At 32.9% G+C, this 23,420-nt stretch carries 27 protein-coding genes, 2 tRNA genes and 1 pseudogene; 23 read left to right on the top strand and 7 right to left on the bottom strand.

Annotated features, from left to right (window positions below; translation table 11 throughout):
* Positions 1 to 10: 10 nt before the first annotated feature.
* Both rseP and ABD940_RS10740 read left to right on the top strand, forming a co-directional pair.
* Positions 11 to 1,366, top strand: coding sequence for an RIP metalloprotease RseP (gene rseP, locus ABD940_RS10745; RefSeq protein WP_345203461.1), 1,356 nt, complete (start codon positions 11 to 13; stop codon positions 1,364 to 1,366).
* 80 nt (positions 1,367 to 1,446) lie between these two features.
* A tRNA-Asn gene (locus ABD940_RS10740) sits at positions 1,447 to 1,520 on the top strand.
* Positions 1,521 to 1,551: 31 nt separating this feature from the next.
* Here the strand turns inward: ABD940_RS10740 and ABD940_RS10735 are convergent.
* The gene (locus ABD940_RS10735; protein ID WP_345203458.1) at positions 1,552 to 2,022 is read right to left on the bottom strand and encodes a hypothetical protein; all 471 of its coding nucleotides are present in this window, start codon (positions 2,020 to 2,022) and stop codon (positions 1,552 to 1,554) included.
* A gap of 262 nt (positions 2,023 to 2,284) precedes the next feature.
* Between ABD940_RS10735 and ABD940_RS10730 the strand changes: the two genes are divergently transcribed.
* From ABD940_RS10730 to ABD940_RS10665, 14 genes are all read left to right on the top strand, one after another.
* A tRNA-Asn gene (locus tag ABD940_RS10730) sits at positions 2,285 to 2,358 on the top strand.
* A 462-nt stretch (positions 2,359 to 2,820) separates the two neighbouring features.
* The gene (gene tssD / locus ABD940_RS10725; RefSeq protein ID WP_345203456.1) at positions 2,821 to 3,207 is read left to right on the top strand and encodes a type VI secretion system tube protein TssD; all 387 of its coding nucleotides are present in this window, start codon (positions 2,821 to 2,823) and stop codon (positions 3,205 to 3,207) included.
* Positions 3,208 to 3,387: 180 nt separating this feature from the next.
* On the top strand, positions 3,388 to 3,774 hold the full coding sequence (gene tssD / locus ABD940_RS10720; protein ID WP_345203453.1) for a type VI secretion system tube protein TssD: 387 nt from the start codon (positions 3,388 to 3,390) through the stop codon (positions 3,772 to 3,774).
* Between the two features lie 148 nt (positions 3,775 to 3,922).
* The gene (gene tssD, locus ABD940_RS10715; protein ID WP_345203451.1) at positions 3,923 to 4,312 is read left to right on the top strand and encodes a type VI secretion system tube protein TssD; all 390 of its coding nucleotides are present in this window, start codon (positions 3,923 to 3,925) and stop codon (positions 4,310 to 4,312) included.
* 115 nt (positions 4,313 to 4,427) lie between these two features.
* Complete coding sequence (locus tag ABD940_RS10710) at positions 4,428 to 6,326, top strand: type VI secretion system Vgr family protein (protein ID WP_345203449.1); 1,899 nt, start codon at positions 4,428 to 4,430, stop codon at positions 6,324 to 6,326.
* Positions 6,327 to 6,332: 6 nt separating this feature from the next.
* A complete protein-coding gene (locus ABD940_RS10705; protein ID WP_345203446.1) occupies positions 6,333 to 8,123 on the top strand; it encodes a DUF3289 family protein in 1,791 nt (596 codons plus the stop codon).
* Between the two features lie 4 nt (positions 8,124 to 8,127).
* The gene (locus ABD940_RS10700) at positions 8,128 to 8,562 is read left to right on the top strand and encodes a hypothetical protein (protein WP_345203444.1); all 435 of its coding nucleotides are present in this window, start codon (positions 8,128 to 8,130) and stop codon (positions 8,560 to 8,562) included.
* An 80-nt stretch (positions 8,563 to 8,642) separates the two neighbouring features.
* Positions 8,643 to 9,074, top strand: coding sequence for a hypothetical protein (locus ABD940_RS10695; RefSeq protein WP_345203442.1), 432 nt, complete (start codon positions 8,643 to 8,645; stop codon positions 9,072 to 9,074).
* A gap of 9 nt (positions 9,075 to 9,083) precedes the next feature.
* Positions 9,084 to 9,527, top strand: a complete 444-nt coding sequence (locus ABD940_RS10690; RefSeq protein ID WP_345203440.1) for a hypothetical protein — start codon at positions 9,084 to 9,086, stop codon at positions 9,525 to 9,527.
* Between the two features lie 9 nt (positions 9,528 to 9,536).
* Positions 9,537 to 9,968, top strand: a complete 432-nt coding sequence (locus ABD940_RS10685; RefSeq protein ID WP_345203438.1) for a hypothetical protein — start codon at positions 9,537 to 9,539, stop codon at positions 9,966 to 9,968.
* Between the two features lie 113 nt (positions 9,969 to 10,081).
* Positions 10,082 to 10,231, top strand: a complete 150-nt coding sequence (locus tag ABD940_RS10680; RefSeq protein WP_345203436.1) for a hypothetical protein — start codon at positions 10,082 to 10,084, stop codon at positions 10,229 to 10,231.
* Between the two features lie 148 nt (positions 10,232 to 10,379).
* Positions 10,380 to 10,613: a hypothetical protein gene (locus ABD940_RS10675; protein WP_345203434.1), complete on the top strand. Its 234-nt coding sequence runs from the start codon at positions 10,380 to 10,382 to the stop codon at positions 10,611 to 10,613.
* A gap of 80 nt (positions 10,614 to 10,693) precedes the next feature.
* Positions 10,694 to 10,951, top strand: coding sequence for a hypothetical protein (locus tag ABD940_RS10670; RefSeq protein WP_345203432.1), 258 nt, complete (start codon positions 10,694 to 10,696; stop codon positions 10,949 to 10,951).
* 394 nt (positions 10,952 to 11,345) lie between these two features.
* Positions 11,346 to 13,874 carry a DUF5686 family protein gene (locus ABD940_RS10665; protein WP_345203429.1) on the top strand — a complete coding sequence of 843 codons (2,529 nt, stop codon included), beginning with the start codon at positions 11,346 to 11,348 and terminating at the stop codon, positions 13,872 to 13,874.
* 49 nt (positions 13,875 to 13,923) lie between these two features.
* Here ABD940_RS10665 and ABD940_RS10660 read toward each other — a convergent pair whose 3' ends face one another.
* From ABD940_RS10660 to rplU, 4 genes and pseudogenes are all read right to left on the bottom strand, one after another.
* On the bottom strand, positions 13,924 to 14,109 hold the full coding sequence (locus tag ABD940_RS10660; RefSeq protein ID WP_345203426.1) for a bacteriocin-like protein: 186 nt from the start codon (positions 14,107 to 14,109) through the stop codon (positions 13,924 to 13,926).
* Positions 14,110 to 14,223: 114 nt separating this feature from the next.
* Complete coding sequence (locus ABD940_RS10655; protein WP_345203424.1) at positions 14,224 to 14,391, bottom strand: bacteriocin-like protein; 168 nt, start codon at positions 14,389 to 14,391, stop codon at positions 14,224 to 14,226.
* 203 nt (positions 14,392 to 14,594) lie between these two features.
* Positions 14,595 to 14,852 carry a 50S ribosomal protein L27 gene (gene rpmA / locus ABD940_RS10650; protein WP_345203421.1) on the bottom strand — a complete coding sequence of 86 codons (258 nt, stop codon included), beginning with the start codon at positions 14,850 to 14,852 and terminating at the stop codon, positions 14,595 to 14,597.
* A 54-nt stretch (positions 14,853 to 14,906) separates the two neighbouring features.
* A pseudogene (gene rplU, locus ABD940_RS10645) lies at positions 14,907 to 15,269 on the bottom strand (50S ribosomal protein L21); the annotation flags it as partial.
* 182 nt (positions 15,270 to 15,451) lie between these two features.
* On the opposite strand from rplU, the gene ABD940_RS10640 reads away from it, so the two are divergent.
* Positions 15,452 to 16,339, top strand: coding sequence for a neutral zinc metallopeptidase (locus tag ABD940_RS10640; RefSeq protein ID WP_345203415.1), 888 nt, complete (start codon positions 15,452 to 15,454; stop codon positions 16,337 to 16,339).
* A gap of 111 nt (positions 16,340 to 16,450) precedes the next feature.
* The gene (locus tag ABD940_RS10635; protein WP_345203413.1) at positions 16,451 to 17,539 is read left to right on the top strand and encodes an acyltransferase family protein; all 1,089 of its coding nucleotides are present in this window, start codon (positions 16,451 to 16,453) and stop codon (positions 17,537 to 17,539) included.
* A 2-nt stretch (positions 17,540 to 17,541) separates the two neighbouring features.
* Here ABD940_RS10635 and ABD940_RS10630 read toward each other — a convergent pair whose 3' ends face one another.
* A complete protein-coding gene (locus ABD940_RS10630) occupies positions 17,542 to 17,781 on the bottom strand; it encodes a hypothetical protein (RefSeq protein ID WP_345203410.1) in 240 nt (79 codons plus the stop codon).
* A 157-nt stretch (positions 17,782 to 17,938) separates the two neighbouring features.
* Here ABD940_RS10630 and ABD940_RS10625 point away from each other — a divergent pair, with 157 nt between their 5' ends.
* The 4 genes from ABD940_RS10625 to ABD940_RS10610 all read left to right on the top strand — a co-directional run bounded on the left by ABD940_RS10625 (position 17,939) and on the right by ABD940_RS10610 (position 21,609).
* Positions 17,939 to 18,520: a MiaE family protein gene (locus ABD940_RS10625; RefSeq protein ID WP_345203408.1), complete on the top strand. Its 582-nt coding sequence runs from the start codon at positions 17,939 to 17,941 to the stop codon at positions 18,518 to 18,520.
* A gap of 13 nt (positions 18,521 to 18,533) precedes the next feature.
* Positions 18,534 to 19,151, top strand: a complete 618-nt coding sequence (locus tag ABD940_RS10620) for a DUF502 domain-containing protein (protein ID WP_345203405.1) — start codon at positions 18,534 to 18,536, stop codon at positions 19,149 to 19,151.
* Positions 19,152 to 19,363: 212 nt separating this feature from the next.
* Positions 19,364 to 20,449 (top strand): FAD-dependent oxidoreductase, encoded by a 1,086-nt coding sequence (locus tag ABD940_RS10615; RefSeq protein WP_345203403.1) that lies wholly within the window; start codon positions 19,364 to 19,366, stop codon positions 20,447 to 20,449.
* A gap of 2 nt (positions 20,450 to 20,451) precedes the next feature.
* The gene (locus ABD940_RS10610; protein ID WP_345203401.1) at positions 20,452 to 21,609 is read left to right on the top strand and encodes a pyridoxal phosphate-dependent aminotransferase; all 1,158 of its coding nucleotides are present in this window, start codon (positions 20,452 to 20,454) and stop codon (positions 21,607 to 21,609) included.
* A 98-nt stretch (positions 21,610 to 21,707) separates the two neighbouring features.
* Here ABD940_RS10610 and ABD940_RS10605 read toward each other — a convergent pair whose 3' ends face one another.
* Complete coding sequence (locus ABD940_RS10605) at positions 21,708 to 22,928, bottom strand: PQQ-dependent sugar dehydrogenase (protein ID WP_345203398.1); 1,221 nt, start codon at positions 22,926 to 22,928, stop codon at positions 21,708 to 21,710.
* Positions 22,929 to 23,036: 108 nt separating this feature from the next.
* Here ABD940_RS10605 and ABD940_RS10600 point away from each other — a divergent pair, with 108 nt between their 5' ends.
* Positions 23,037 to 23,411, top strand: coding sequence for a BlaI/MecI/CopY family transcriptional regulator (locus tag ABD940_RS10600; protein WP_345203396.1), 375 nt, complete (start codon positions 23,037 to 23,039; stop codon positions 23,409 to 23,411).
* The last annotated feature ends 9 nt before the right edge of the window (positions 23,412 to 23,420 follow it).

The following is a 23,420-nucleotide window of genomic DNA, read 5'->3' as shown; positions in this document are numbered from 1 at the left end:
AAAAGCATTAATGGAAATAGCAATCAAACTGTTTCAATTTATATTGAGCATTTCTATCTTAGTAATCCTTCATGAACTGGGGCATTTCTTACCAGCAAAATACTTTAAAACCAAAGTTGAAAAATTCTATCTCTTCTTCGATCCTTGGTTTTCTATTGCAAAGAAAAAGATCGGTGAAACGGAATACGGAATCGGCTGGCTTCCTTTCGGAGGATATGTAAAAATCGCCGGAATGGTAGATGAAAGCATGGATACCGAACAATTGAAACAACCGGCTCAACCTTGGGAATTCAGAGCAAAACCGGCTTGGCAAAGATTGATCATCATGTTGGGCGGAGTTACAGTAAACTTTTTCTTAGCTTGGTTAATTTATAGCTGTCTTTCACTTTTCAACGGTGAGACCTATACAGATTTGAATAAATTCACAAACGGTATCGAAGTAACTTCTGCCGGAAAGAAAATGGGCTTCCAAAACGGTGATAAAATTGTAAAAGTTGACGGAAAACCGGCTGAAAGATTAGAAAACACGGCTATTAACATTCTTTTAGGAGATAACGTAACGGTTCTTAGAAACGGACAGGAAGTAACTTTCCCTGTAAATACCGATGGAGTTGCGGAGGTTTTAAAACAAAAAGAAGCAAAATTATATCTAAGTCCAAGAGTTTCTATGGTTATTGATTCTTTGGCATCCCCTGCTTCAAAGGCTTCAGGATTTGCTGTGGGTGATAAAATAGTTGGAATCAATGGACAAAAGGCTGCTTATTTTGATGAAGTAAATACTATTTTAGGTCAAAACAAAGGAAAAACGATTTCTGTAGACGTTGAAAGAAATGGTACTGTACAAACATTACCAACTGTTTCTGTAGATAAAGATGGGAAATTCGGAGTAAAAATCGCAACAAAAGACATCGTAAAATCCGTAACAACGAATAAAAAATATTCTTTCGGAGAAGCAATTCCAAGAGGCTTTGAAAGATCTATTGAGGCTTTAACAATGCAGGTTAAACAGTTTAAAATTATGTTTAATTCTAAAATTCAAGGATATAAAAATGTTGGCGGTCCGATTGCTATTATTAAAAATATGCAGGTTAATAAAGCTCAGGACGGAAGTTTATCTATTGACTGGACTTGGTTTTGGGGATTTACAGCAATGTTCTCCGTTTGGTTAGCATTTTTGAACTTAATTCCTATCCCAGGATTGGATGGCGGACACGTAATTTTCACATTATATGAAATGATTGTTGGAAAACCTGTTCCTCAAAAGATCTTGGAAAATGCACAGATGGTTGGAGTTATCTTTCTGTTAGGCTTGATGTTAGTAATTTTCGGAAGCGACATCTTCAAGATCTTTGCAGGTAAGTTATAATATTTTTGAATTTTTTAATAAAAATATTTGTACGGTATAAATATTCGTCCTATATTTGCACCACTTAAAACAAAGGACATTCCTCCTTAGCTCAGTTGGTTAGAGCATCTGACTGTTAATCAGAGGGTCGCTGGTTCGAGCCCAGCAGGAGGAGCAAAAAGACTTACAGAAATGTAGGTCTTTTTTTATTTTAGGAGATTATATAAAAACACAATTGTAACTATTGAAGTTGTAAAAATTGTTACTAATGAATATAAATTTGTTTTATTGATGTTTTTTCGATATCTCTCTTCATTAAAATTTTCCAATATATAAGCTTCCATTCTACTTTTCTCCATAATCATATATTCAATAAAAATAAAGACTCCTAAATTTACTATTGGAAAAATAATCATCCACATCGGAACATCATCCTTAAGTTTACCTATTGCAAAAAATCCAGCAATTAAAATATTATTAAAAGTAAAAAGCTTATCATTGATCCTATCAAAATATTTAAAAACATCACGAACACCATCATAAGCCTTCTTTTCTAATGATGCCATTGTTTTATCAATTTCCGAAAATGTTTCTTCAAACTCTTTTTGTGATTCTCCAATTTCCCGTAATAATCGTTCTGTTTCTTCATCAAGACTTTCGTGTTTCTGTTCTTTCATAAACTTAGTTTTTATTCAAATTTAATTTTTTTAAACATAAAAGGCAATTATCAAAATTTTTAAATCCAATCGTTTTTGCTACTTATACAATCACAAAAAAACCTCTCTAAACACTTAAAAATTCTACGATTAATTATCTGACAAACAACAAAATAAGCCCTAAACACCCATCAACAAAGGAAAAATTTAAATATTTTTAAAATAAAAATTTGCATAATATTAATATTCATATTATATTTGCACCACTAAAACAATAGGAAATTCCTCCTTAGCTCAGTTGGTTAGAGCATCTGACTGTTAATCAGAGGGTCGCTGGTTCGAGCCCAGCAGGAGGAGCAAAAAGACTTACAAAAATGTAGGTCTTTTTTTATACAATTTTCTAATCCCTCTTCTCCTCTTTTACCCCAACATTTAAAATCAGAAGTATTTCAAGGGACAAAATCCTCATTCAGAAGAAATCTGTAGATATTTTTCTACAAATCGTATTGAATACCATGTTTTAAAATTTACGAATAAATCAATGGTAATGTTTTATTAATTAATAATAATCACACATTTCTATTAAAATGAAAAAACAAGTCTGGTTTTCGTAAAATATTTTGTAATAATCTCCTGCAACAAATTGTCTTTTTGCTATTTAACATAAAAAAATAATAATTGCACGAGCCAAAATTATTTATAGATTTGAAACAGAATACATCCATATTGGAACATTGATTATTGAACAGCTGTATATTTGTCAAAAAATATATTCCATTATTGGTATTATTAAATTTTAAACCTTAAAATATATTTATTATGTCATTCAAAACCATTTTAGAGTACGCAGGAAAAAAGCGTAACGTATTGTCAGTAGAGTTCGGTATGCTACAGGAGACCGACAAAACAGGAAGACCCTCTTCCGTTACCCGTGGCGGTAAAATTCATTTAACAGTAGAAGGTACCGGTGAAACCGATCTTTTTGAGTGGATGACCAATTCATTCGAGAGAAAGGACGGAGTGATCAGATTTATCAAAAGAGACAGTGATGCTACATTGAAAGAACTGAAATTCACAGAGGCCTATATTGTAAAATACAACGAAAACTTCGATGCATCAGGAGAAAACCCGCTAACCGAAACTTTTGTGCTTTCAGCAAAAGAAATAGGAATGGGGAATGCTTCCCATCGAAATGAGTGGGTATAATTTTTTATTCCACACATCCAATTAAATTTCTTTTTCCTTTGGACTGATTTTATCTTATTTATTTAGGTAGGGATTAAAATTAATTTATTCTAGCAATATCCTTGTCGTTTTTAACAGGTTCAGAGGTTTGAAGAAATTTAAAAACACAAATCTATTCATAACAATTAAAATTTTACAATTATGTCATTTAAATCCATATTAAAAGTATCAGGAAAAAATTATAACGTATTAAACCTTAATTACGGTTTGTTTCAGGAAACTGATGCTACAGGAAGACCTTCCACCATTACCCGAGGCGGTAAAATAGACGTTACGGTAGAAAGTACCGGAGAGACCGATCTTTTCGAATGGATGACCAATTCGTTTGAAAGAAAAGACGGAAGTGTCGTTTTCTACAAAAGAGACAGTGAAGCTACTTTGAAAGAGCTGAAATTTACAGAAGCGTACCTGGTAAAGCACAAAGAAAAATTTGATGCATCGGGAGACAATCCGCTTACCGAAACCTTTACCATTTCGGCAAAAACCATCTCAATGGGAGAAGGTGACTATACTAATGAATGGGTATAAATCATCGCTAAAAAATGGGTAATAGTTATTGCCCATTTTTTTGCTTTTGTCTGAATGATTCTGCTTTGCTTTCACAAAATGCACAGATTAAAAACAACATTCAGTTTATACCGATCAACCGATAACCATCAATTAACAAATAAAAAATATGTCCTTTTTATCAAAACTAGAATTAGACGGCAATACCTACAATATTTTGGAGTGTAAATATAATTTCATTCAACCTGTTGACGGAACCGGAAAACCAAAAGGAATGCCTAAAGGCGGAGATATCATCATTAAAATTGAAAGTACAGGAAACCCTGAACTTTTAGGATGGATGCTGGATCACAATCAGGTAAAGAACGGAAAGATCATCTTCTACAGAAGAGATGCGATGAGCAAGCTTCAGGAATTGATTTTCGAGAAAGCGTATTGTATCGAGTTTTCCGAATGTTTCAATGGGCTCGACAGTCAGCCTCTGCAGATAGAAATGCGTCTGATCGCCAAGAAATTCAATATCAATGGGGCAACTCACGAAAAACAGTGGTTGGAATAACTGGTACTATTAATGAATAATTAATTATTGATAATAACAGTTTATTCTAAAAAATACATTACTGCTTGTTTTCACCTCATCAATCGTAAATCCTCATTCATAACATCACAAAAAAATGGAAAACGTACACTTTGACTCTTCTATATTCGGAACTTCACGCGGATTTGAAGATTGGCTTCATGACAAAACCAATCCTTTGGTATATTGCCTGCTAACCCTGGACGGGAAAAAATTTCTGGCAAAAAACAGCTACACGGTAGAACTTCATCAGAAAACTCTCAATCATGACAGTTTCAGCATTACCGTTCCTGATGATTCTCTGGACAGTTTTGAAGGATACGTCATGGAAAACTCCAAAAATCTTTTAGGGAAAGAGATCGAGATCACTTATTGGCGTTTTGGTAAAACTCAGCACTATTTCAAAGGAATCATAGGGAAAATCAGAAACAGAAAAGATGAAGGCGGAGGTTACGGAGATTTGCACATTACAGGATACGCTCCCAGTATTTTACTGGAAAATGGTAAAGACTGTCAGAGTTTTGAAGAAAAAACACTGGAGCAGATTGTAAAACAGGTTACCGAAGATTATCCGCAGGAAGCCAAAGTAGAAATATCATCTAACTATCTGAATGCCTACAATAAAAATCCTCTACCTTATACGGTTCAATACAAAGAATCCGATTATGAATTTCTAAAGAGACTCGCCATTCGTCACGGAGAGTTTTTCTATTACAACGGAGAAAAGCTCATTTTCGGAAATGCGGTACAGCCTATTTTGAAATTAGGAGAAAATATAGATCTTATCGATGTGGAATTTGAAATGTGGATGCAGGCTCAGGAATTTGTATTCACAGGTTACGATACACAAAGCGGTTCGAAAATAGAAAGAGACAGCGGAAGCGAAAAATCCGAGTTCAAGGAAAATCCGTTTCAGAGTATTGCGGTAAATGCTTCCAAAAATATTTTCAGAAAGAAGCCCAAAATGCACTTCAACCATACGGGAATCCAAGACCGATCAGAAGGTCAATTGGCAGAAGCCGTTCGTTTGGAGAAAGAAAAACGCGAGAATCTGATGCAGGTAAAAGGCAGAAGCAAAACTCCTGAACTGAAAATAGGCGGAAGAGCAGAGCTTTCCGATATCAACGGCAAGGCGATGGAAACCTATAGAATTATAGAAATCAGGCATGTTTACGAGCCGGGTGACTATTACAACGAGTTTGTGGGAGTTCCGGATCTGTTCAATGCAGCGCCGTATATTGACACTGAAGCTGTCCCGAAAGGCGAAGAACAGCCTGCAAGAGTTATGGATAATAATGATCCGACAGGAGGCGGAAGAATAAAGGTTCAGTTTCCGTGGCAGGAGGACAAGAATCAGACAACGCCGTGGATCAGACTGATACAGCCTCATTCGGGAGCCGGAAAAGGGTTTCATTTTATCCCTGAAATTGGTGAAGAGGTTTTAGTGGGACATGAAAGCGGAAATGCAGAAAAGCCTTTTGTGATGGGAACGCATTACAACGGAAGTGAGACGAGTTCTTATCACACAAGTGGAAATGATAAGAAGGTGATTCATACGAGATCAGGAACGAAGATTATTCTGAATGATGCGGAGGGTTCTGTTTTTATTGAGGATCCGAGTGGGAATACGTATCTTATGGATGGACAGGGGAATATTAATGTCAATGCGCCCAATGATATGAATTTTACGGCGGGGAAGAATGTAACAATAACTGCGGGCATGAACATTACAGCCTCGGCAGGAGCAAATATTTCCGAGACTGCAGGTTTGAATCACAGTAGTTTTGCAGGAGCCATGATGATGCAGAATGCTATTGCTGATTATTCTTTAATGGCTGCTAATATTATGGAAGTGGCACAGGGAGAAAGAAACTCCAAAGCGAAAGAAATGAATGAGAGCGCAGAGAATAAGGAAGTTTCGGTGCAGGGAAATAATAACTGGCACACACAAGGAGAATTTAATAACAATAGTGGACAAAACTCTAAATCTCATTAAGTAAGTATGGCAGGCGGAAAAATTACAAGAGTAGTTCTTCAAAAATCTACAACAGACGTCGAAGGTGATTTTAAAGGATTTTACCGAAAATTATCTATGACCGCAGGTGATAATAATGCTTTTAAAGCAAAAACCACCAACCATGGAAAGCCTGAAAAAGAGCCCAAAGCAGGGAAATATTTTGTGAAAGGATGGTGGACTAATCATAAAAATCAGCCTATAAAAAGAGCAGTTTATGGTCAGTTTCTGCGATTTCACATAGAGATGGATAAAACCTATGCTAAACCGGGGGATATTGTTTACTTTGAGATGTTTGACAGTGATATGCGGTCATTTGGAAACGATGTCGTAAAAGCAGATGACCCTATTGGTTTGGAGCATAAAGACGGCAGTCACAAACCATACACTTACGAAAAAGTAAATAGTGAGAATAAAGTAATTATTGAATTTTCCACTACCGATAATCTGGAGCAATGGACGAGTAAACTAGATCAGGACAAAATTTTTGAACTGTACTTCCGGTGTTCTTATGTAAACAAAGGAGGAACCGAGCATGTGGAACTTCCTTATAATTTTCACGATTATCTGCAATTGGGAACTTTGGTAATAGACCGTTATAAAATGCCGGGATTGAAACCTGACGGATCGGATATTGCAGATGACATGACCTATGGAACAGGACATCCTCATAAAAAGCTGATATATTCCGCAGACAGGGTATCAAAATATAAAGAAGAATATAAAACCTTTGGTTTTGATATGACTAAGCATGCCTTATTTGCAGATGCTGCAGATGATATTTTGTATGAGCCACTTATGGAAAAAGAGCCCGAAACGCCGAAAGATCCTATAAAAGAGATATACAAAATTCCTATAGATAATGCTACAATAGCCAAAGACCCGATAGATCCTATAGACAAGATTAATTTACAGATTCGGGTAAGAAACAAAAATGTAAAAGCAATCTATTCTAAGGAAGAGATAGAAAATCTGGGGAACATGATGAAATTTTCTATGGAAACTGATTTTAGACTTTGGTTTAATTTAAGAACTCTTAAAGCAATATTAGCTTGGGGTGAATTATCTCCTGTTTTAGATGAAATGATAGACAAGTTCCAGAGAAATGAGGGAGGTATCTATGAAAGTCCCACTCTTACCAAAGCTATAAAAGAAAGTGTAAATACTGACGAATATTTACAAAAAGTAGAAGACTATATTGCTGGGCAACTAAACACAAAATTTGCAAAACTAGAAGAAGTTGAAGATACTGAACCGTATTTTGAGAAACTTGTTGGTAAAGAAAGAATATATTTTAATAATCTAAAGGGGGATAGAAAAGATGTAGGAAAGGAATTTAAAAATCCATCTTACACTTATTGGGATAAAAAAAACTTAGCAGGGAACTTATTTTCAGGAAAAACATTAGCTCTAAATGATATTTGGTCAACAGAAATTTATTTAAAGGAAGTTAAATTCACAGGAGATGATTATTTAGCTAAATATGAAGTGTTTTTATGGGATCATTTCGGATTAGATATTCCAGATGTACAAGATCCAAAACTTACAAAACCTTATTATTTTGAAAATGGTTTTAGAGCTTGGTTTATTCTTCAGCACATCAAAGGATTTAAACCCTTTTTAACTAAAATGACATTTACACAGGAGTTTAAAGGTAATCTTAATAAAAATAAAGCAATCGAAAATCCTGAAAGAAAGCAAAGAATTGAAACTGAACAGAAAGAGGATAGAGAAAAAGCGGAAAGAATACGAGAAATAATGAGTGGACCTAAATTTTAATTTTATGAAAAAAATAATAGGAATATTCCTTTTACTTATTTTCTTTTCTTGTGAAAAAGAAAAAACAGAATTTATACAGTCAAAAGCAGTAGGAAATCTTTTTTTAATAAAAAATCCCCCAAAAAGTGATTCATTATTAAAAAATATTATAAAAGATTTTTTAATAAAAAATCCTCAAGAATATTCGCCAGAAAAAATAGGACATTTGGATTTCTATAATTATACATCAAATACAAAAGACTTCATAGAAGAAGAAAGACCAGGAGGTTATTTTAGAGAATATTTAGATTACTATCCAGAAGATGAATTAGCCGCATTTATAATTTCTAAATGTAAAAATGATACACTTAAAAAAGTTGGTCGTTTTCATTTTTATGGTTTAAAAGGATCTAATGATGGACAAAAAGAAATAGATACAATTATTTATAAATGTAAATAATATTTGCCTTGACAGAAAAGAAGACCGAGAAAAAGCAAAAATAATGAGAGAGATAATGAGTGGACCTAAATTTTGATATTATGAAGCAAGTTATATTAATAGTTATTTTATTGCTTTTTTTTTCTTGTACAGATAAAAAGAAAAAGATAGAATTTGTACAATCAAAAGTAACTAAAAGTCTCTTTTTAATAAAGAATCCTCCTGAAAATGATTTTTTATTGAAGAAAGAAATTTCTCTTTTTTTAATAAAAAATCATTCAAAAAATAAGAATGAATATAAAATGTTTTATAAATATTCATCAAATACTAAGGATTTTATAGAAAATGAGAGACCAGGAGGTTATTTTCGGGAATATTTAGATCATTATCGTGAGGATCAATTTGCAACTTTTACGATAGAACAATGTGAAATAGATTCTACAAAGCTTTTAGGAAGACTTTATTTTTATGGCTTAAAAGGATCTGATGATGGGCAAAAAGAAATAGATACTTTAATTTATAAGTGTAAATAAAATATTCTTATGAAAAAAATAATAGGAATATTCCTTTTGCTTATTTTCTTTTCTTGTGAAAAAGGAAAAACAGAATTTATACAGTCAAAAGCTATTCCGTCTCTTTTTTTAATAAAAAATTTTCCAGAAGAAGATTCTTTATTAAAAAGAGATATTAAACTTTTTTTAATAAAGAATTCTTACTTATACAATTATAAACAGAATAATAATTATAATAACATAGAATTTTATAAATATACTTTGGATATGGGTTATTTTATAGAAAATGAAGAGTATGATGGATTCGGTGCTAAAGTATTATCTACTCATAATGATGATCTTTTAGGTGCTTTTATTATTTCAAAATGTGAAAAAGATTCTACAAAGTTAGTAGGAGAATTATTTTATTACGGCTTAAAAGGATCTGATGATGGGCAAAAAGAAATAGATACTTTAATTTATAAGTGTAAATAAAATATTCTTATGAAAAAAATAATAGGAATATTCCTTTTACTTATTTTCTTTTCTTGTGAAAAAGAAAAAACAGAATTTATACAGTCCAAAATAGATTCTACTTTAGTTTTAATTAAAAATCCATTAGAGAATGATTTAATTTTAAAAAAGGAAATAATCAATTTTATTAAACATAAGAAAAAAAAATTAAAAAAAGAAGATAACGGATTATCTTTTTATAAATACACTTCGGGGACAAGTTATTTTTTAAATAACGCAAACTACGATGGTTTTGGAGCTAAAATTTTATCTAAAAATGAAGATGATAACTTAGCTATTTTTACGGTACTAAAATGTAGAAATGATACAACAAAATTTGTTGGCAGACTTCATTTTTACGGAAATGCTGGAATTAAAAATGATTTGGGTGAAATCGATACTTTAATTTATAAATGCAATTAACAAAATTATCATTTCGGTTTAGACTATTCTTAATTTTCCAAGTGTTGAAGAAGTCTTTAATATGCTGGTTTGTATTACAACACATCAAAGGATTTAAACCCTTTTTAACTAAAATGACATTTACACAGGAATTTAAAGGTAATCTTAATAAAAATAAAGCAATCGAAAATCCTGAAAGAAAGCAAAGAATTGAAACTGAACAGAAAGAGGATAGAGAAAAAGCAGAAAGAATACGAGAAATAATGAGTGGACCTAAATTTTAATTTTATGAAAAAAATAATAGGAATATTCCTTTTACTTATTTTCTTTTCTTGTGAAAAAGAAAAAACAGAATTTATATAGTCAAAAGCAGTAGGAAATCTTTTTTTAATAAAAAATCCTCAAGAATATTCGCCAGAAAAAATAGGACATTTGGATTTCTATAATTATACATCAAATACAGAAGACTTCATAGAAGAAGAAAGACCAGGAGGTTATTTTAGAGAATATTTAGATTACTATCCAGAAGATGAATTAGCCGCATTTATAATTTCTAAATGTAAAAATGATACACTTAAAAAAGTTGGTCGTTTTCATTTTTATGGTTTAAAAGGATCAAATGATGGACAAAAAGAAATAGATACAATTATTTATAAATGTAAATAATATTTGCCGTGACAGAAAAGAAGACAGAGAAAAAGCAGAGAGAATGAGAGAAATAATGAGTGGACCCAAATTTTAATCTTATGAAAAAAATAATAGGAATATTCATTTTGCTTGTTTTCTTTTCTACAAGAAAAGAAAAAACAGAATTTGTTCAGTCTAAAGCAATACCAAATATGTTTTTGTTAAAGAATCTTCCATTAGATAGTCTCTCAGCAAAAAAAATGATAAGAAATTTTTTATTAAAAAACTCTCCTAAAGCAGATACTTACTTCTATGAATATACATGGCGAACTGAATATTTTATAGATCATGAAGAAGATCTTCTGGAGAGGAACTAGAATTTTATACTGATGCACAAATAGCAGTATTTATGCTTAGCAAATGTAAAAATGATACGACAAAATTAGTTGGAGAATTAAGATATTATAATGATAAATATGGAAATTTTTATCACCCAGATACAATCATTGGAAAATGTAAATAAACAACGAAAAGCCTTGGGAAGTTCTCATTAATTTTCTTCTTTAATATTAAGGACTAATTTCCCATCAACAATTTATCCAAAGACCCTTATATTTTAACAAAACAATAACTATAACACTATCAAAACGATGGTGTTATTTTATTAAATTTGCAGTTTTGTATTTAAATTCTTAAAAATTTAAATATTATTTATATTTTATAATAAAACTGCATACTTTTTGTTTATGCAATAGCTTGAAGAAACAACAAATGTTAATTAATAATTCTAAATACTACCCTCTTTTTTTTCTGCTTTTTTTCATAGAGTCTGTCTACGCACAAAATACAGCCAACGGAAAGATCGTAGATGCAAAAACAAATAAAGAAATCAGTGGTGTAGATATATTTATCAATGAAAGTGATAAACCTGTTTTAACGACGACTTCGGGAAACTTTATGGTTCAGTCCGACAGTATTATTTATAAATTAAAATTTTTACGCAAAAATTATTCTTTAGAAAGTGTGGATGTCACTCCGGAAAATGCCACAAATATTTTCGTAAGGCTTTCTCAGGACAAAGTAAGTAATATTCAGGAAGTTGTCATTCACAACGAAAAACCGAAGTACAAAAACAAAAAAGAAAATCCCGCCTATGCAATCATGCAGAAAGTTTGGGAAAGAAAAAGAAACAACGGTTTAGATAAATTCGATACTTATACTTACAAAGAATACGAAAAAATTCAGTTTGATGCGAATAATCTGGACAGCGCATTCATGAAGAAAAAAATCTTTAATAAACTTGAATTTATTTTTGATTATAAAGATTCTACTGCTAGTGGAAAAATCGGGCTTCCAGTTTTCTTAAACGAAGCGGTTTATGAAAATTATGGTGAAAATAAACCTTCAAAAAGATCAAAAAGACTTTTAGTTGCTCAAAAGACTTCAGGTTTTCAGGATAATCAGATCATTACATTAACGGCAAAAAACCTTTACCGTGATATTAATATTTATGATAATACACTAAATTATTTCGATATCGGATTTCCGAGCCCGGTTGGAGAAACAGGGTTCAGTACATACGATTACAACTTAGTGGATACGATTTCCATGCGTGGAGAAAATGCCTTTAAAATACGTTACCAGCCAAAAAGAACCGAGGTTTTAGCATTTCAGGGGTATCTTTATATTGACACCGACAGTTATGCGGTTTTAGGAGCAACTTTAAAATCTACACAAAAGATCAATATTAATTTCATTAATGGAATTTCAACAGAACTGGAATATGACAATCCTGATGAAAATACTTTCTTACCAAGAAAATTCGTCACGGAAATTGAAATGACACCCTTTTCGAAAAAGAAAACTTCAAAAAGCATTATTGCTAAAAGATCTGTAGATTATTCGGAATATCAATTTAATAAACCTCTTGAGGATAAAATTTTCAAGAGAACAGAAGAGGAATACAGCGATAAATTTGTCGATAAAGACGATGCCTATTGGTTAAAAGCCAGACCCGATTCATTATCAAAGAGCGAACAGGGAATTTATGATATGCTTGATAAGCTTCAACAAACACCAAAATTCAATAGAATTGTAAAATTGTATGAAACTTTGGGTTCAGGATATTATAACGTTAAGAAATTAGGTATTGATTTAGGTCCTATTTTTTCAATTTACGGTAAAAATGAAATCGAAGGAGACAGAATTCGATTGGGAGCGAGAACATATTTCACAAGAAATGATCCTTGGAGAGTCCAGTTTTACACTGCATATGGTTTCAAAGATCAGCAGGTAAAATATGGTGCAGAAGGAAGATTTATGTTTAACAGAGTTAACCGTTTTACGGTTGGAGCAGGAACGAGAAGAGACATTTTGCAATTGGGAGTTCAATTAACGAATGATGACGGAATTATGGCAAGAACATTTGCTTCATCGACGCTTTTTGCGAGAGGTGAAAACGCGTCTTTAAGTTCAGTAAACCAAACCAACGTTTTCACATCAATCGAGCCATGGAAAAACTTCCAGATAAGATTGGACGGAACAATGCAAAGTATAAAATCTGCTAATCCTGAAGGATTCAATTTAATGTACTACAAAAATGGTGACTTGAGAAAAACAACAAATGATTCTCACTTTACATTAAGCTTAATCGCAAGACCGGGTGCAAAATTCTCTCAAACAGGAATCGACAGATACGAACACGGAACATTAGCTCCTACAATCGTATTAAAATATACAAGAGGAGTTGAAGGATTATTCGGTTCGGATTTTAATTATAACAAGTTACAATTCATGTTCTACAAACCCGTTTTGATTGGCAGTTGGGGAAAAACTTTAATTAATTTTGAAGCAGGAAAAAACTTTGATACGGTTCCACTAGCTTTACAGAATGTGATTCCTGGAAACCAGTCTTACAGTTTAGCACAGAATACTTTTGCACAGCTTAATTATTATGAATTTGTTGCAGATACTTACACAACACTTCATTTGGAGCATCATTTTAACGGAAAAATCCTTTCTTACATTCCTTTGATTAAGAAATTAAAATTAAGAGAAATTGCATTTATAAGAGGAGCTTACGGAACTTTAAGTGATGCTTCTAAAGCAATTAATGTAGAAGGTCTTAAATATTCTGCACCAAGTGAACATATTTACTATGAATACGGTTTCGGAATTGAAAACATTGGTTTTGGAAACCTTAGAATTTTCAGGGTAGATTTCAACTGGCGAGGAAATTATCTGGATCGACCTGATATTTCAACCTTCGGAGTAAAAGCCGGATTCCAGGTTGGATTTTAAAATATAAATCTCCTTCAAATCGAAGGAGATTTTTTTTGGCTTTCAAAAATTAAGATGCTTCTGGATAATCTTTGCAGCTGTTGCAATGTGCTACAATATTGATTTCAAAACAAGAAGGTCTATCCCCTTCCGGAAGACTACAATAGATTTCGCAAGGAGGGCAATTTTTTGGAGGCAATGCTCCTCCCATTACGTTTTTCAATTCGTTTCTGTTAATTTTCTTTAAATTTTTCATGTTAATTGATTTTTAATTTGATGTCTGATAAATGTAAGAATAATATTTCAAATAGCATTTCATGAAAAAAGCCCCATAAAAATGAGGCTGAGATATAATGAGTAATGAAAATGTTTAGCAGTCACAAGGCATTACATCAAGAACTGCATTAAGACAAAATTGCTTTTGCCAAGCTGTCCAAGTACACCACTCTGTACACCAAGAAGCAGGTACAGGACATCTTTCAGATCCACCACCAATTGTTTTCAACTCTTTTTTCGTTAATTTTTTTAAGTTTTTCATAATAGATTTTGTTTTAATTTGCCGCCTACTCTCTTTGCTTTTCGGCTTCCGCAATTTATTTGTTATTTGATTTTTTCCAAATATATAAATAATTCACATTAAATAGAATAATTATAAAAACTTTAACTTTTTAAATGAAAATTTAAACACACAAAAAAAACCTCAGCAAAATTGCTGAGGTTTAATTTTATGAAACGCTAAAATTATGCGTTTACTTCTACAGATACGAAAGATCTGTTATTTGCTTTCTTTCTGAAAACTACTTTACCGTCTACTAATGCAAACAAAGTGTGATCTTTACCGATCCCCACGTTTTCACCTGGGTGGTGCTGAGTACCTCTTTGTCTAACAATAATGTTTCCAGCAATAGCGTCCTGTCCTCCGAAAATCTTCACACCTAATCTTTTAGAGTGAGATTCTCTACCGTTTTTGGAACTACCAACTCCTTTCTTATGTGCCATTTTATTTTAAGGTTTTTTGGTTTAAAATTATTCTGCGCTTTCTGCTGCTTCAGCGTCAGCTTTTTTAGTTGTCTTTTTAGCAGGTTTTTCTGCTTTTTTAGCTCCTTCAAATCCTGTAATACCAGTAATCTGAATTTGAGTTAAAGATTGTCTGTGACCATTTTTTACTTGGTAACCTTTTCTTCTTTTCTTTTTGAAAACGATTACTTTATCAGCTTTTACGTGGTCTAGGATCTCTGCTTCTACAGTGATTCCGCTTACAGCTGGGGCGCCTACAGTGATTGAACCGTTTACAGTAAGAAGTACTTTATCGAAAGATACTTTTCCTCCTTTGTCTCCTTTTAAACGGTTTACAAACAACTTCTGGTCTTGCTCAACTTTGTATTGAAGCCCTGCTATTTCTACAATTGCAAACATTGTTTATAAATTTTTAGTTATTTCGAGGTGCAAATATATGAATTATTTTCTAATCAACTCAAATTCAACCCAATCTTTTTTAAAGATTTTTTTCAACTATGTTCTGAATAATTTTTCACAATAAAGTGATAATATATTTCGTTTAAATTAATAACTTCGTTTACACCAAAATATTTATATATATGAAAATAAAATTCCATTTCCCAATTGTATTGGGAGCAATTGCTGTACTTTCATTATCAGCATGTAACGACGACACACTGGAAACTCCTGTTCAGCAGGAACAACAGACAGACAATCTAAAGATTGACCAGCCAAACGAACTTGAAAAAGTATGTTATTATGTAGATCAATATTGGAGTTCATCTGCAGTTCTTACAACCACACTGTCTAATTCCACTGACACCAATTTTATGAATTCTCAAATGACTAATATTGCAAGTATGTGGGGAAGAACTGCTCCGACTTTGAGATTTGTAAATGATCCGTCAAATCCTAATTCAACGTATAATGCGATTTCTTATTCAACAGGGAAAATCTATTACGGTTATGCAATTTATGCAGATGCAAAGAACAAGGGCGGAAATATCGTCAACGCAATGATCTTGGCTCACGAATATGGTCATCAACTGCAATACATTTTCGGGTTGCCTTCTGTGAGTGAATCTACTGCAAGACCAAACGAACTGGAAGCAGATGGTTTTGCCGGATATTATTTAAGAAGACCAAACGGATACAATCAGACAAGTTTTGCACAGATTGCAGCAGCTTACGAGTTTGCGCAAAGCATTGGAGATTATCAGACAACAAGTTCCGGACATCATGGAACTCCGCCACAGAGAAGATCCGCTGTTCGTTTAGGATTCTTATTGGGTCAATATGATCTTTCGGCTTCAGCTTTCGATTATAATTTCTTCTATTATTATCAAGGAGTTTTGAACGGAACCTACAAAATGGCAAAAAACACTCAATATCCTGAGCTTGATGCTTATATGACTCAATATTTGGATGAGTTGAAAAAAATTCAGAATGGAGAAATTTCTGCCGAAGAATTTAAAGATTTAAAGTAATCATCATTTTTGACATATCATTCTCAAGAGGTAGGGCATTTGTCCTGCCTCTTTTTCTTTATCTGAATATTAGAAAAAGTTTATTTACTTTTGAAATATCATATCTAAAAAATGAACAGAGACCTTTATATTGATTTCGCAAAAGGATTGGCAACGCTTTCCATTATATTTATCCACACTGCTTTTTGGTCGGGACAATTTTATATTCCGGCAGAAGTAAGAGTATTTTCTTTAGTTTTTGATGTTGCTTTATTTTATGCTTTAAGCGGAATTACTTCAGGCTCAAATATTGAAAAAACATTTTACAGATTATTAAAATTACAGATCATCTATATGATCTTTGTTACTTTTCTGTTCTTTTTAGATTACTTTTTTAAAGTTTTCGGCTTAACATTTTTTTCTTTGGAGTGGCTACAAAGTTTTTATTCAACATTCGGATCAAAATACGCTACAACAAATATCTCAACAATTCCACAATGGGAAAATTTGGGCAATTGGTATCTTCATCAATATACCAATGCCGATACTTTTCCCGTAGTGATGGGAAGTTTCTGGTATTTGAAAGTCTATTATATTTTAACGGTTTTCGGAGTTCTCATCTTAAGATTTTTTCCAAAACACATTAATTGGTTTATCGGACTTTGTATTTCTTTAACCTTGATATTTAATCTTTTCCCGGCAATTTATCCTTCAGGACAGGTTGGTTACGTTGCGTTTTACATGGCAATTTTCTTAGTTGCCAATAAAATGAGAGGCAAAAAAATCCCGACAAAAATAATTCCTGTTTTGTATGGAATTGTTGCTACAGCGTTAATCTGGATGTTTTGGTATTATGGAAGCGAAATATTCTTTAAAATCAATAAAAATAAATTTCCGCCACAGACACCTTATATTATCTGGTCATTATTTTCTTTGGTTACTTTATTCGTTTTTTACAACAGATTGAAGATCACAAAAGAAAATTTTGTAACATACGTCGGAAAAAATGCTATATTTTTCTACTTCGCACAAGGGCTTAGTTCTTCTTTAGTGTACTTTTTAGTCGTTTCATTGAAAGAAAATATGCCTTGGTGGGGGTTAATGATCTTAATTTATGTTATTAATATCATTTTAGCTTTCATCATTTCAGCTGGCTTGAAAAAAATTGATGATCTTGGTTGGAAAACTTTAGAGTTTTTAAGGAAAAAAACAGCTTCTTAAATTTAATCTCTACGTCTTCCGCTTCTTGCAATTAAAGCAATAATAATTATTAAAAGAATTGCCCCACCTATAAGATACATCGGATCGGTGTACCATTCTGTTGTGGTTGTAGTCGTTGTTTTGTTTTCTTTGGTAACAACTCCGGTTGTGTCCTGAGCAAAGGTAAAAACAGACATAAAGACAGTGAACATTAATAATAATAAAGCATTCACTCTACTTTTAAAATTTGTAATTGTTTTCATAATTAATATTTTAGTGATAATTAATTATTAACAAAACAAATACCAATAATTTTATTTATTTAAATGAAATCAGGAACTTTAAGTTTAAAACCTTAATCCAAAAATAAAACTTCAATCATATCGCAAATTATTTTAATTTTACACAAAATTTTAAAACATGTTTAAGTTGAAACTTCCTACCGATCCAAGGTGGGCAAATATTGCTGAAGAAAACATTCAAGAAATTTTGACAGATCACGCATGGTGTGAGCAGAAAGCCGCTACAAACGCTATCGGGCTTATTACGATGCTTCCTGAATATCCGGAAATCGTGACTGAACTTCTTGCGATCGCGCAGGAAGAACTGGATCATTTTAATCAGGTTCATGAAATCATCAAAAAAAGAGGATACACTTTCGGGCGTACCAGAAAAGATGATTATGTAAACGAATTGGTAAATTTCATCCAAAAAGGCGGCAACAGAGATGATCTGATTGTTGATAAAATGCTTTTCGCCGCTATGATCGAAGCAAGAAGCTGCGAAAGATTTAAAGTTTTGACTGAAAACATTAAAGATGAAGAGCTTAAAACTTTTTACAGAGAATTAATGATCTCCGAAGCCAATCATTATACAACTTTCATCGGTTTCGCGAGACAGCTTGGAGATGAAGAAAAAGTAAACAAACGTTGGGAAGAATGGCTTGAATATGAAGCAAAAATCATTCAGTCTTACGGAAAAGGTGAAACTATTCACGGATAAAAAATAATTTGCGTTGAAAAAACTGACGTCTGAAAATATTGCCAATTTTTTCCTGAAAAACTTTTTTCAGGGATTAGTCATCATCGGTCCTATCGGATTGACGATTTTCGTTATTTGGTATGTTGTGACGTCAATTGACAATATCATTCCTTCGGTTGCCAAAGAAATTCCGGGGTTGGTTTTTATTTCAACTATCTTAATTACAGCACTTTTAGGATTTTTAGGAAACAAATTTGTGGTTGGGAAATTCTTTTTCGACTCCATGGATCGTTTACTGGAAAAAACTCCGGGTGTAAAACATATTTACACTCCGACAAAAGACGTAATGTCCTCATTTGTTGGAGACAAGAAAAAATTCAATGATCCTGTTTGGGTAAAGACCAATGAAAATCCGGAAATCTGGAGAATCGGATTTTTAACTCAAAAGGAAATGGCAGACGTTGAAAAACACAATTATGTCGCCGTATATCTTCCCCATTCTTATGCGATTTCCGGTTGGGTAATCGTGACGGAAGAAAAAAACATCAAACCTGTTGTAGGTATGACAGCTGCTTCTGCAATGAAATTTGCGGTAAGTGGCGGTGTTGCAGGATTCCATTCTGATGATAACATTTTCAAGGCACCGGAATAGCCTTTCTTTTTACTTTAAAATAATATCAAACTTAAGATATTATCTTTCATATTTTTCTCAATTTGATTTTACAATATTTCGGTTAGAGAAAACACATTTTGCATTTCATTAAGAGAATAATCCGTTGATTTAAAAAATATTTTTCGCAGTTTATTCAATTTTAATGAAAAAATTACAGATTAAAAACAAATAAAACTAACAACGAATAAAAGATGGGCAAAGTTGCAATCATAGGAGCCGGAGTTTCCGGCTTGAGTATGGCAAATTATTTAGAAAAAAATAATATTGACTATCACCTCTACGAAAGAAGAACTCAAAATGATCTGAAAGGACACGGATTTATCCTTCCGAAAGAAGGAATCGAGCATCTTTCAAGCATTATTGATATTAATGATCTTTACGCAAAAGGAAGCTTCCTGAAAAAGTACTATCATTATAATCAAGCCGGAAAAATTATCTCTGAAAAGGATCTTGAAGATGTTTTTGTGGTTTCCAGAAGCGCTTTAATTGAAATTTTAGCTAAAGGAGTTCCCACAGACAAGATTTCTTACAATTCTACAGTAGCTTTAAATGGATTTTCAAACGGAAAAGCAGATATTGTTCTTGATGGAAATACACCGCTTGACGCAGATATTGTTGTAGCTTCAGACGGATCAAGAAGCCGAATCAGAAGAACAATTTTTCAGGATGAAATCATGAAAGCAGTTCTAGAAAATGAAGTGGTAAATATCATCGAAAACGAAGAGTTAGCAAGCCAAATTGAAAGCAATTTCCTTAAATTTCATCATGAAAACGGAGGTTTAACTTTTGGCGTATTAAAACTTTCACCATCAAAAATCCTTTGGTATTGCCAGTTTGACATCACTAAATTTTTCATTAATGAGGATTATACTCCGGATTGTATCAAACAATTTATGTTAGACAATTTCGGAGACTGGAATCCTTTGATTTCGTCTATTATTGAAGGTTCAAGTTATGAAAACGCACACATTTGGAGAGTCTACGAATTGGAAAAATTAAATCCTTTTCATCATGAAAATGTAGTTTTCATCGGCGACGCAGCACATCCGCTGATTCCTTTTACAAGTCAGGGAGTAACTTCTGCTATGAAAGATTCTTTTACTTTAACGAATCTTTTAGTCGAAGGAAATTCTATTCAGGAAACTTTCAGAAAATATGAAGAAGAAAGAAGACCTGAAATCGATATTCACATCAAAAATGGAAGAGCTTTGCTAGAGCAATTCCTTTTACCACTAAGCGAACAACCGAAAAACACATTACCAATTTCATATAAATAAAAATGTTTACAAATAAAGATATCAATTTCGAAGCCTTAAAAAGAAAAGCTTACAACGGAAGATGGGCAACTCTGGAAGATGGAATAATCCCTTTAACAGCGGCAGATCCCGACTTCAGAATGTCAACGGAAATCGAAAACGGAATTATTGAATATATTAAGGATGGTTATTTAAGTTACGGTCCTTTTTCAGGACTTCCTGAATTCAAGAAAAGTGTTGCAGAGCATTTTAACACAGGAAAAAACGGAAGTTTTACTCCTGAAAATGTATTAGCTGTAAACAGTGCCGCAATGGGAATGTTTATGGTTGCAAAATACGTTTTGAATCCTGGAGATGAAGCAATTATTTTCGATCCAGTTGATTTCCTGTTCAAAAAAACAGTGGATGCAGTTGGTGGAAATATCAAATTATGCGCTGTTGATTCAAAAACAGGAGATATAGATTTTGAAATGCTAGTTTCTTTGATCGGGCCAAAAACAAAACTGATCAGCGTTTGCAATCCTCACAATCCGGTTGGAAGAGTTTATTCTAAAGAAATTTTACAAAAAATTGCAGAAATCGCCGCAGCTCACGATCTTTGGGTAATGAGTGATGAAATCTGGAGTGATATTGTTTATGATAAAAAGGAATTCAACACCTATTCTTCTGTTTCTGAACATGCAAAAAAGAAAAGTTTTACGGTTTTCGGGTTCTCAAAATCTTTTGGAATTGCAGGATTGAGAATTGGTGCCGTTTTATGTAATGATCAGGAATTACTGGATGATTTTACAGAAAAATCTCAATTCAATTCTACGATTGAAGGCGTCTCTACTCTATCGCAAATCGCCGCAAGTGTTGCAATTGACAAAGCAAAAACTTGGTTTAATGATTTTCTGACTCACTTACAGCATAATAGGGATTTAGCTCATAGTATGCTTAGTAATTCAGGAATTTTAACGCCAAATCTTCCGGAAGCTACATTCGTTATTTTCCCTAAAATAAACAACGGAATGTCGAGTGACGAATTTGCTCAACATGTTTTGAAAGACGGAAAAGTAGCAATCGTTCCCGGCTCGGAAAGATGGTTTGGAAAAGGCGCTGAAGGACACGTAAGAATCTGTTTTTCTACTTCACAGGAAATTCTGACTGAAGGTTTGAATAGAATTATTAATAGTTTTTAAATAAGTTTCGGGCAAAATCTTCGATTTTGCCCGAAACTTATTTATTGTTTTATTTTTCTGACAGGATTGCATCCTATAAATCATCTCTTCAACACTTTTTATTTTTTCGAAATTTTATACAATTTTCCACTATCCGTAACAGCATACAAATTCCCGTCACTACCATTCAAAACATCGCGGAATCTTTCTTTCTGATCTACTAAAAGACGTTCCTCACCGACAATTTTATTATCTTTCATGACGATTCTGTTAATATGTTCACCACTTAAACAGCCAATCATTAAGTTCCCTTTCCATTCATCAATATTTCCGGTATAAAATGTAACTCCGCTTGGAGAAATTACTGGATCCCAATAATAAACAGGTTGTTCTGTTCCAGCTTTTTGGGTTGTTCCATTGTTGATTTTATCTCCTGAATATTCGATTCCATAGGTCACATCTCCCCAACCATAATTTTTTCCGGGCTTGATTAAATTAATTTCATCGCCTCCTCTCGGTCCCATTTCGACATCCCAAAGATTTCCGTTTGGATCGATAGCTAAACCTTGAGGATTTCTGACTCCATAAGCATAAATTTCGGGCTTAAATCCGGCTTTTCCTATGAAAGGATTTCCGGATGCAGGTTGTCCGTCTTTAGTTATTTTTAAAATTTTACCTAAATAATTATCCGTTCTTTGAGCATATACTCTTGTTTGCTTATCTGATCTTTCGCCTGTACTCACAAATAAATTTCCGCCTTTATCAAAAACCAGTCTGCTTCCGTAATGTTTATCACCGTCATAAGTTGGAATCGCATGAAAAATTACTTTTACTTCTGAAATATTTTTTAAATCCTGAGAGAGTTTTCCTTTTCCAACGGCAGTATGATTTCCTTTTTCATAAGGTTCTGAAAAACTGAAATAAATAATGTTGTTTGCTTTAAAATCAGGATCAAGAGCAACATCTAACATTCCGCCCTGCCCTTTTGAATCGACTTTGGGAAAGCCTTCAATTTTTGAAATCTGTTTCCCATCAGTAGAAACAACGTTCATATGACCATTCTTATCGGTAATTAAAAATCTTCCGTCCGGTAAATTGATAATTCCCCAAGGTCGTCCCAGATTTTTCGTTAAGATTTCAACTTTGTAAGGTGTTGCTGTTTTTACCGCTTTTATTCTTGTTTGACCGGCAAAAGCTGGTTTATAATCCGGAGAATTTGGTTTTTCGGTTTCCACGCTTCCGTCTTTTCCGAGTTGCTGTGCATTGACTTTATTTTCTTTACAAGAAGAAAAAATTAATAATAAACTAACTGCTGAAATATAAAATTTATTGAATTTCATAGGATTAGGATTAAATGGTGATACGATGAATGGAAAAATAATGCCATAAAATTTGGTAGTTTAAATTTTTACTCTACATTTGTAGAACAAATTATCAATTCGTAGAATATGAAAGAAATAAAACTTACCGATTCCGAAAAAGACCTTATGGAAATTCTTTGGGAAAAAGAAAAAGTTTTCATGAAGGACATTCTGGAATCTTATCCGGAACCGAAACCGGCAACTACAACAATCGCTACACTTCTGAAAAGAATGCAGAATAAGGATTTTGTCGGATACAAATTGTATGGAAATTCCCGCGAGTACTTTCCAAAGATAGCAAAAGGGGAATATTTCAAGGAAGAAATGTCTTCTATGATTGACCGTTTTTTCAACAGTTCCGTGACGCAATTTGCCTCATTTTTTACTTCAAACGCAAAACTGTCACAAAAGCAGTTGAAAGAACTCCGTGAAATTATTGATCAGCAAATTGACGAAAAATGATTATTCTTT

Origin of the sequence: Chryseobacterium ginsengisoli (assembly GCF_039542325.1) — a bacterium.
GTDB classification, from domain to species: Bacteria; Bacteroidota; Bacteroidia; order Flavobacteriales; family Weeksellaceae; genus Chryseobacterium; species Chryseobacterium ginsengisoli.
The sequence above is the reverse complement of the archived record's forward strand: the minus strand, read 5'-3'. Positions and strand labels throughout refer to the sequence as shown.

Coding starts and splice junctions, on each gene's coding strand:
- rseP (WP_345203461.1), top strand. CDS start 11: ATGGAAATAGCAATCAAACTGTTTCAATTTATATTGAGCATTTCTATC.
- ABD940_RS10735 (WP_345203458.1), bottom strand. CDS start 2,022: ATGAAAGAACAGAAACACGAAAGTCTTGATGAAGAAACAGAACGATTA.
- tssD (WP_345203456.1), top strand. CDS start 2,821: ATGTCATTCAAAACCATTTTAGAGTACGCAGGAAAAAAGCGTAACGTA.
- tssD (WP_345203453.1), top strand. CDS start 3,388: ATGTCATTTAAATCCATATTAAAAGTATCAGGAAAAAATTATAACGTA.
- tssD (WP_345203451.1), top strand. CDS start 3,923: ATGTCCTTTTTATCAAAACTAGAATTAGACGGCAATACCTACAATATT.
- ABD940_RS10710 (WP_345203449.1), top strand. CDS start 4,428: ATGGAAAACGTACACTTTGACTCTTCTATATTCGGAACTTCACGCGGA.
- ABD940_RS10705 (WP_345203446.1), top strand. CDS start 6,333: ATGGCAGGCGGAAAAATTACAAGAGTAGTTCTTCAAAAATCTACAACA.
- ABD940_RS10700 (WP_345203444.1), top strand. CDS start 8,128: ATGAAAAAAATAATAGGAATATTCCTTTTACTTATTTTCTTTTCTTGT.
- ABD940_RS10695 (WP_345203442.1), top strand. CDS start 8,643: ATGAAGCAAGTTATATTAATAGTTATTTTATTGCTTTTTTTTTCTTGT.
- ABD940_RS10690 (WP_345203440.1), top strand. CDS start 9,084: ATGAAAAAAATAATAGGAATATTCCTTTTGCTTATTTTCTTTTCTTGT.
- ABD940_RS10685 (WP_345203438.1), top strand. CDS start 9,537: ATGAAAAAAATAATAGGAATATTCCTTTTACTTATTTTCTTTTCTTGT.
- ABD940_RS10680 (WP_345203436.1), top strand. CDS start 10,082: ATGACATTTACACAGGAATTTAAAGGTAATCTTAATAAAAATAAAGCA.
- ABD940_RS10670 (WP_345203432.1), top strand. CDS start 10,694: ATGAAAAAAATAATAGGAATATTCATTTTGCTTGTTTTCTTTTCTACA.
- ABD940_RS10665 (WP_345203429.1), top strand. CDS start 11,346: ATGTTAATTAATAATTCTAAATACTACCCTCTTTTTTTTCTGCTTTTT.
- ABD940_RS10660 (WP_345203426.1), bottom strand. CDS start 14,109: ATGAAAAATTTAAAGAAAATTAACAGAAACGAATTGAAAAACGTAATG.
- ABD940_RS10655 (WP_345203424.1), bottom strand. CDS start 14,391: ATGAAAAACTTAAAAAAATTAACGAAAAAAGAGTTGAAAACAATTGGT.
- rpmA (WP_345203421.1), bottom strand. CDS start 14,852: ATGGCACATAAGAAAGGAGTTGGTAGTTCCAAAAACGGTAGAGAATCT.
- ABD940_RS10640 (WP_345203415.1), top strand. CDS start 15,452: ATGAAAATAAAATTCCATTTCCCAATTGTATTGGGAGCAATTGCTGTA.
- ABD940_RS10635 (WP_345203413.1), top strand. CDS start 16,451: ATGAACAGAGACCTTTATATTGATTTCGCAAAAGGATTGGCAACGCTT.
- ABD940_RS10630 (WP_345203410.1), bottom strand. CDS start 17,781: ATGAAAACAATTACAAATTTTAAAAGTAGAGTGAATGCTTTATTATTA.
- ABD940_RS10625 (WP_345203408.1), top strand. CDS start 17,939: ATGTTTAAGTTGAAACTTCCTACCGATCCAAGGTGGGCAAATATTGCT.
- ABD940_RS10615 (WP_345203403.1), top strand. CDS start 19,364: ATGGGCAAAGTTGCAATCATAGGAGCCGGAGTTTCCGGCTTGAGTATG.
- ABD940_RS10610 (WP_345203401.1), top strand. CDS start 20,452: ATGTTTACAAATAAAGATATCAATTTCGAAGCCTTAAAAAGAAAAGCT.
- ABD940_RS10605 (WP_345203398.1), bottom strand. CDS start 22,928: ATGAAATTCAATAAATTTTATATTTCAGCAGTTAGTTTATTATTAATT.
- ABD940_RS10600 (WP_345203396.1), top strand. CDS start 23,037: ATGAAAGAAATAAAACTTACCGATTCCGAAAAAGACCTTATGGAAATT.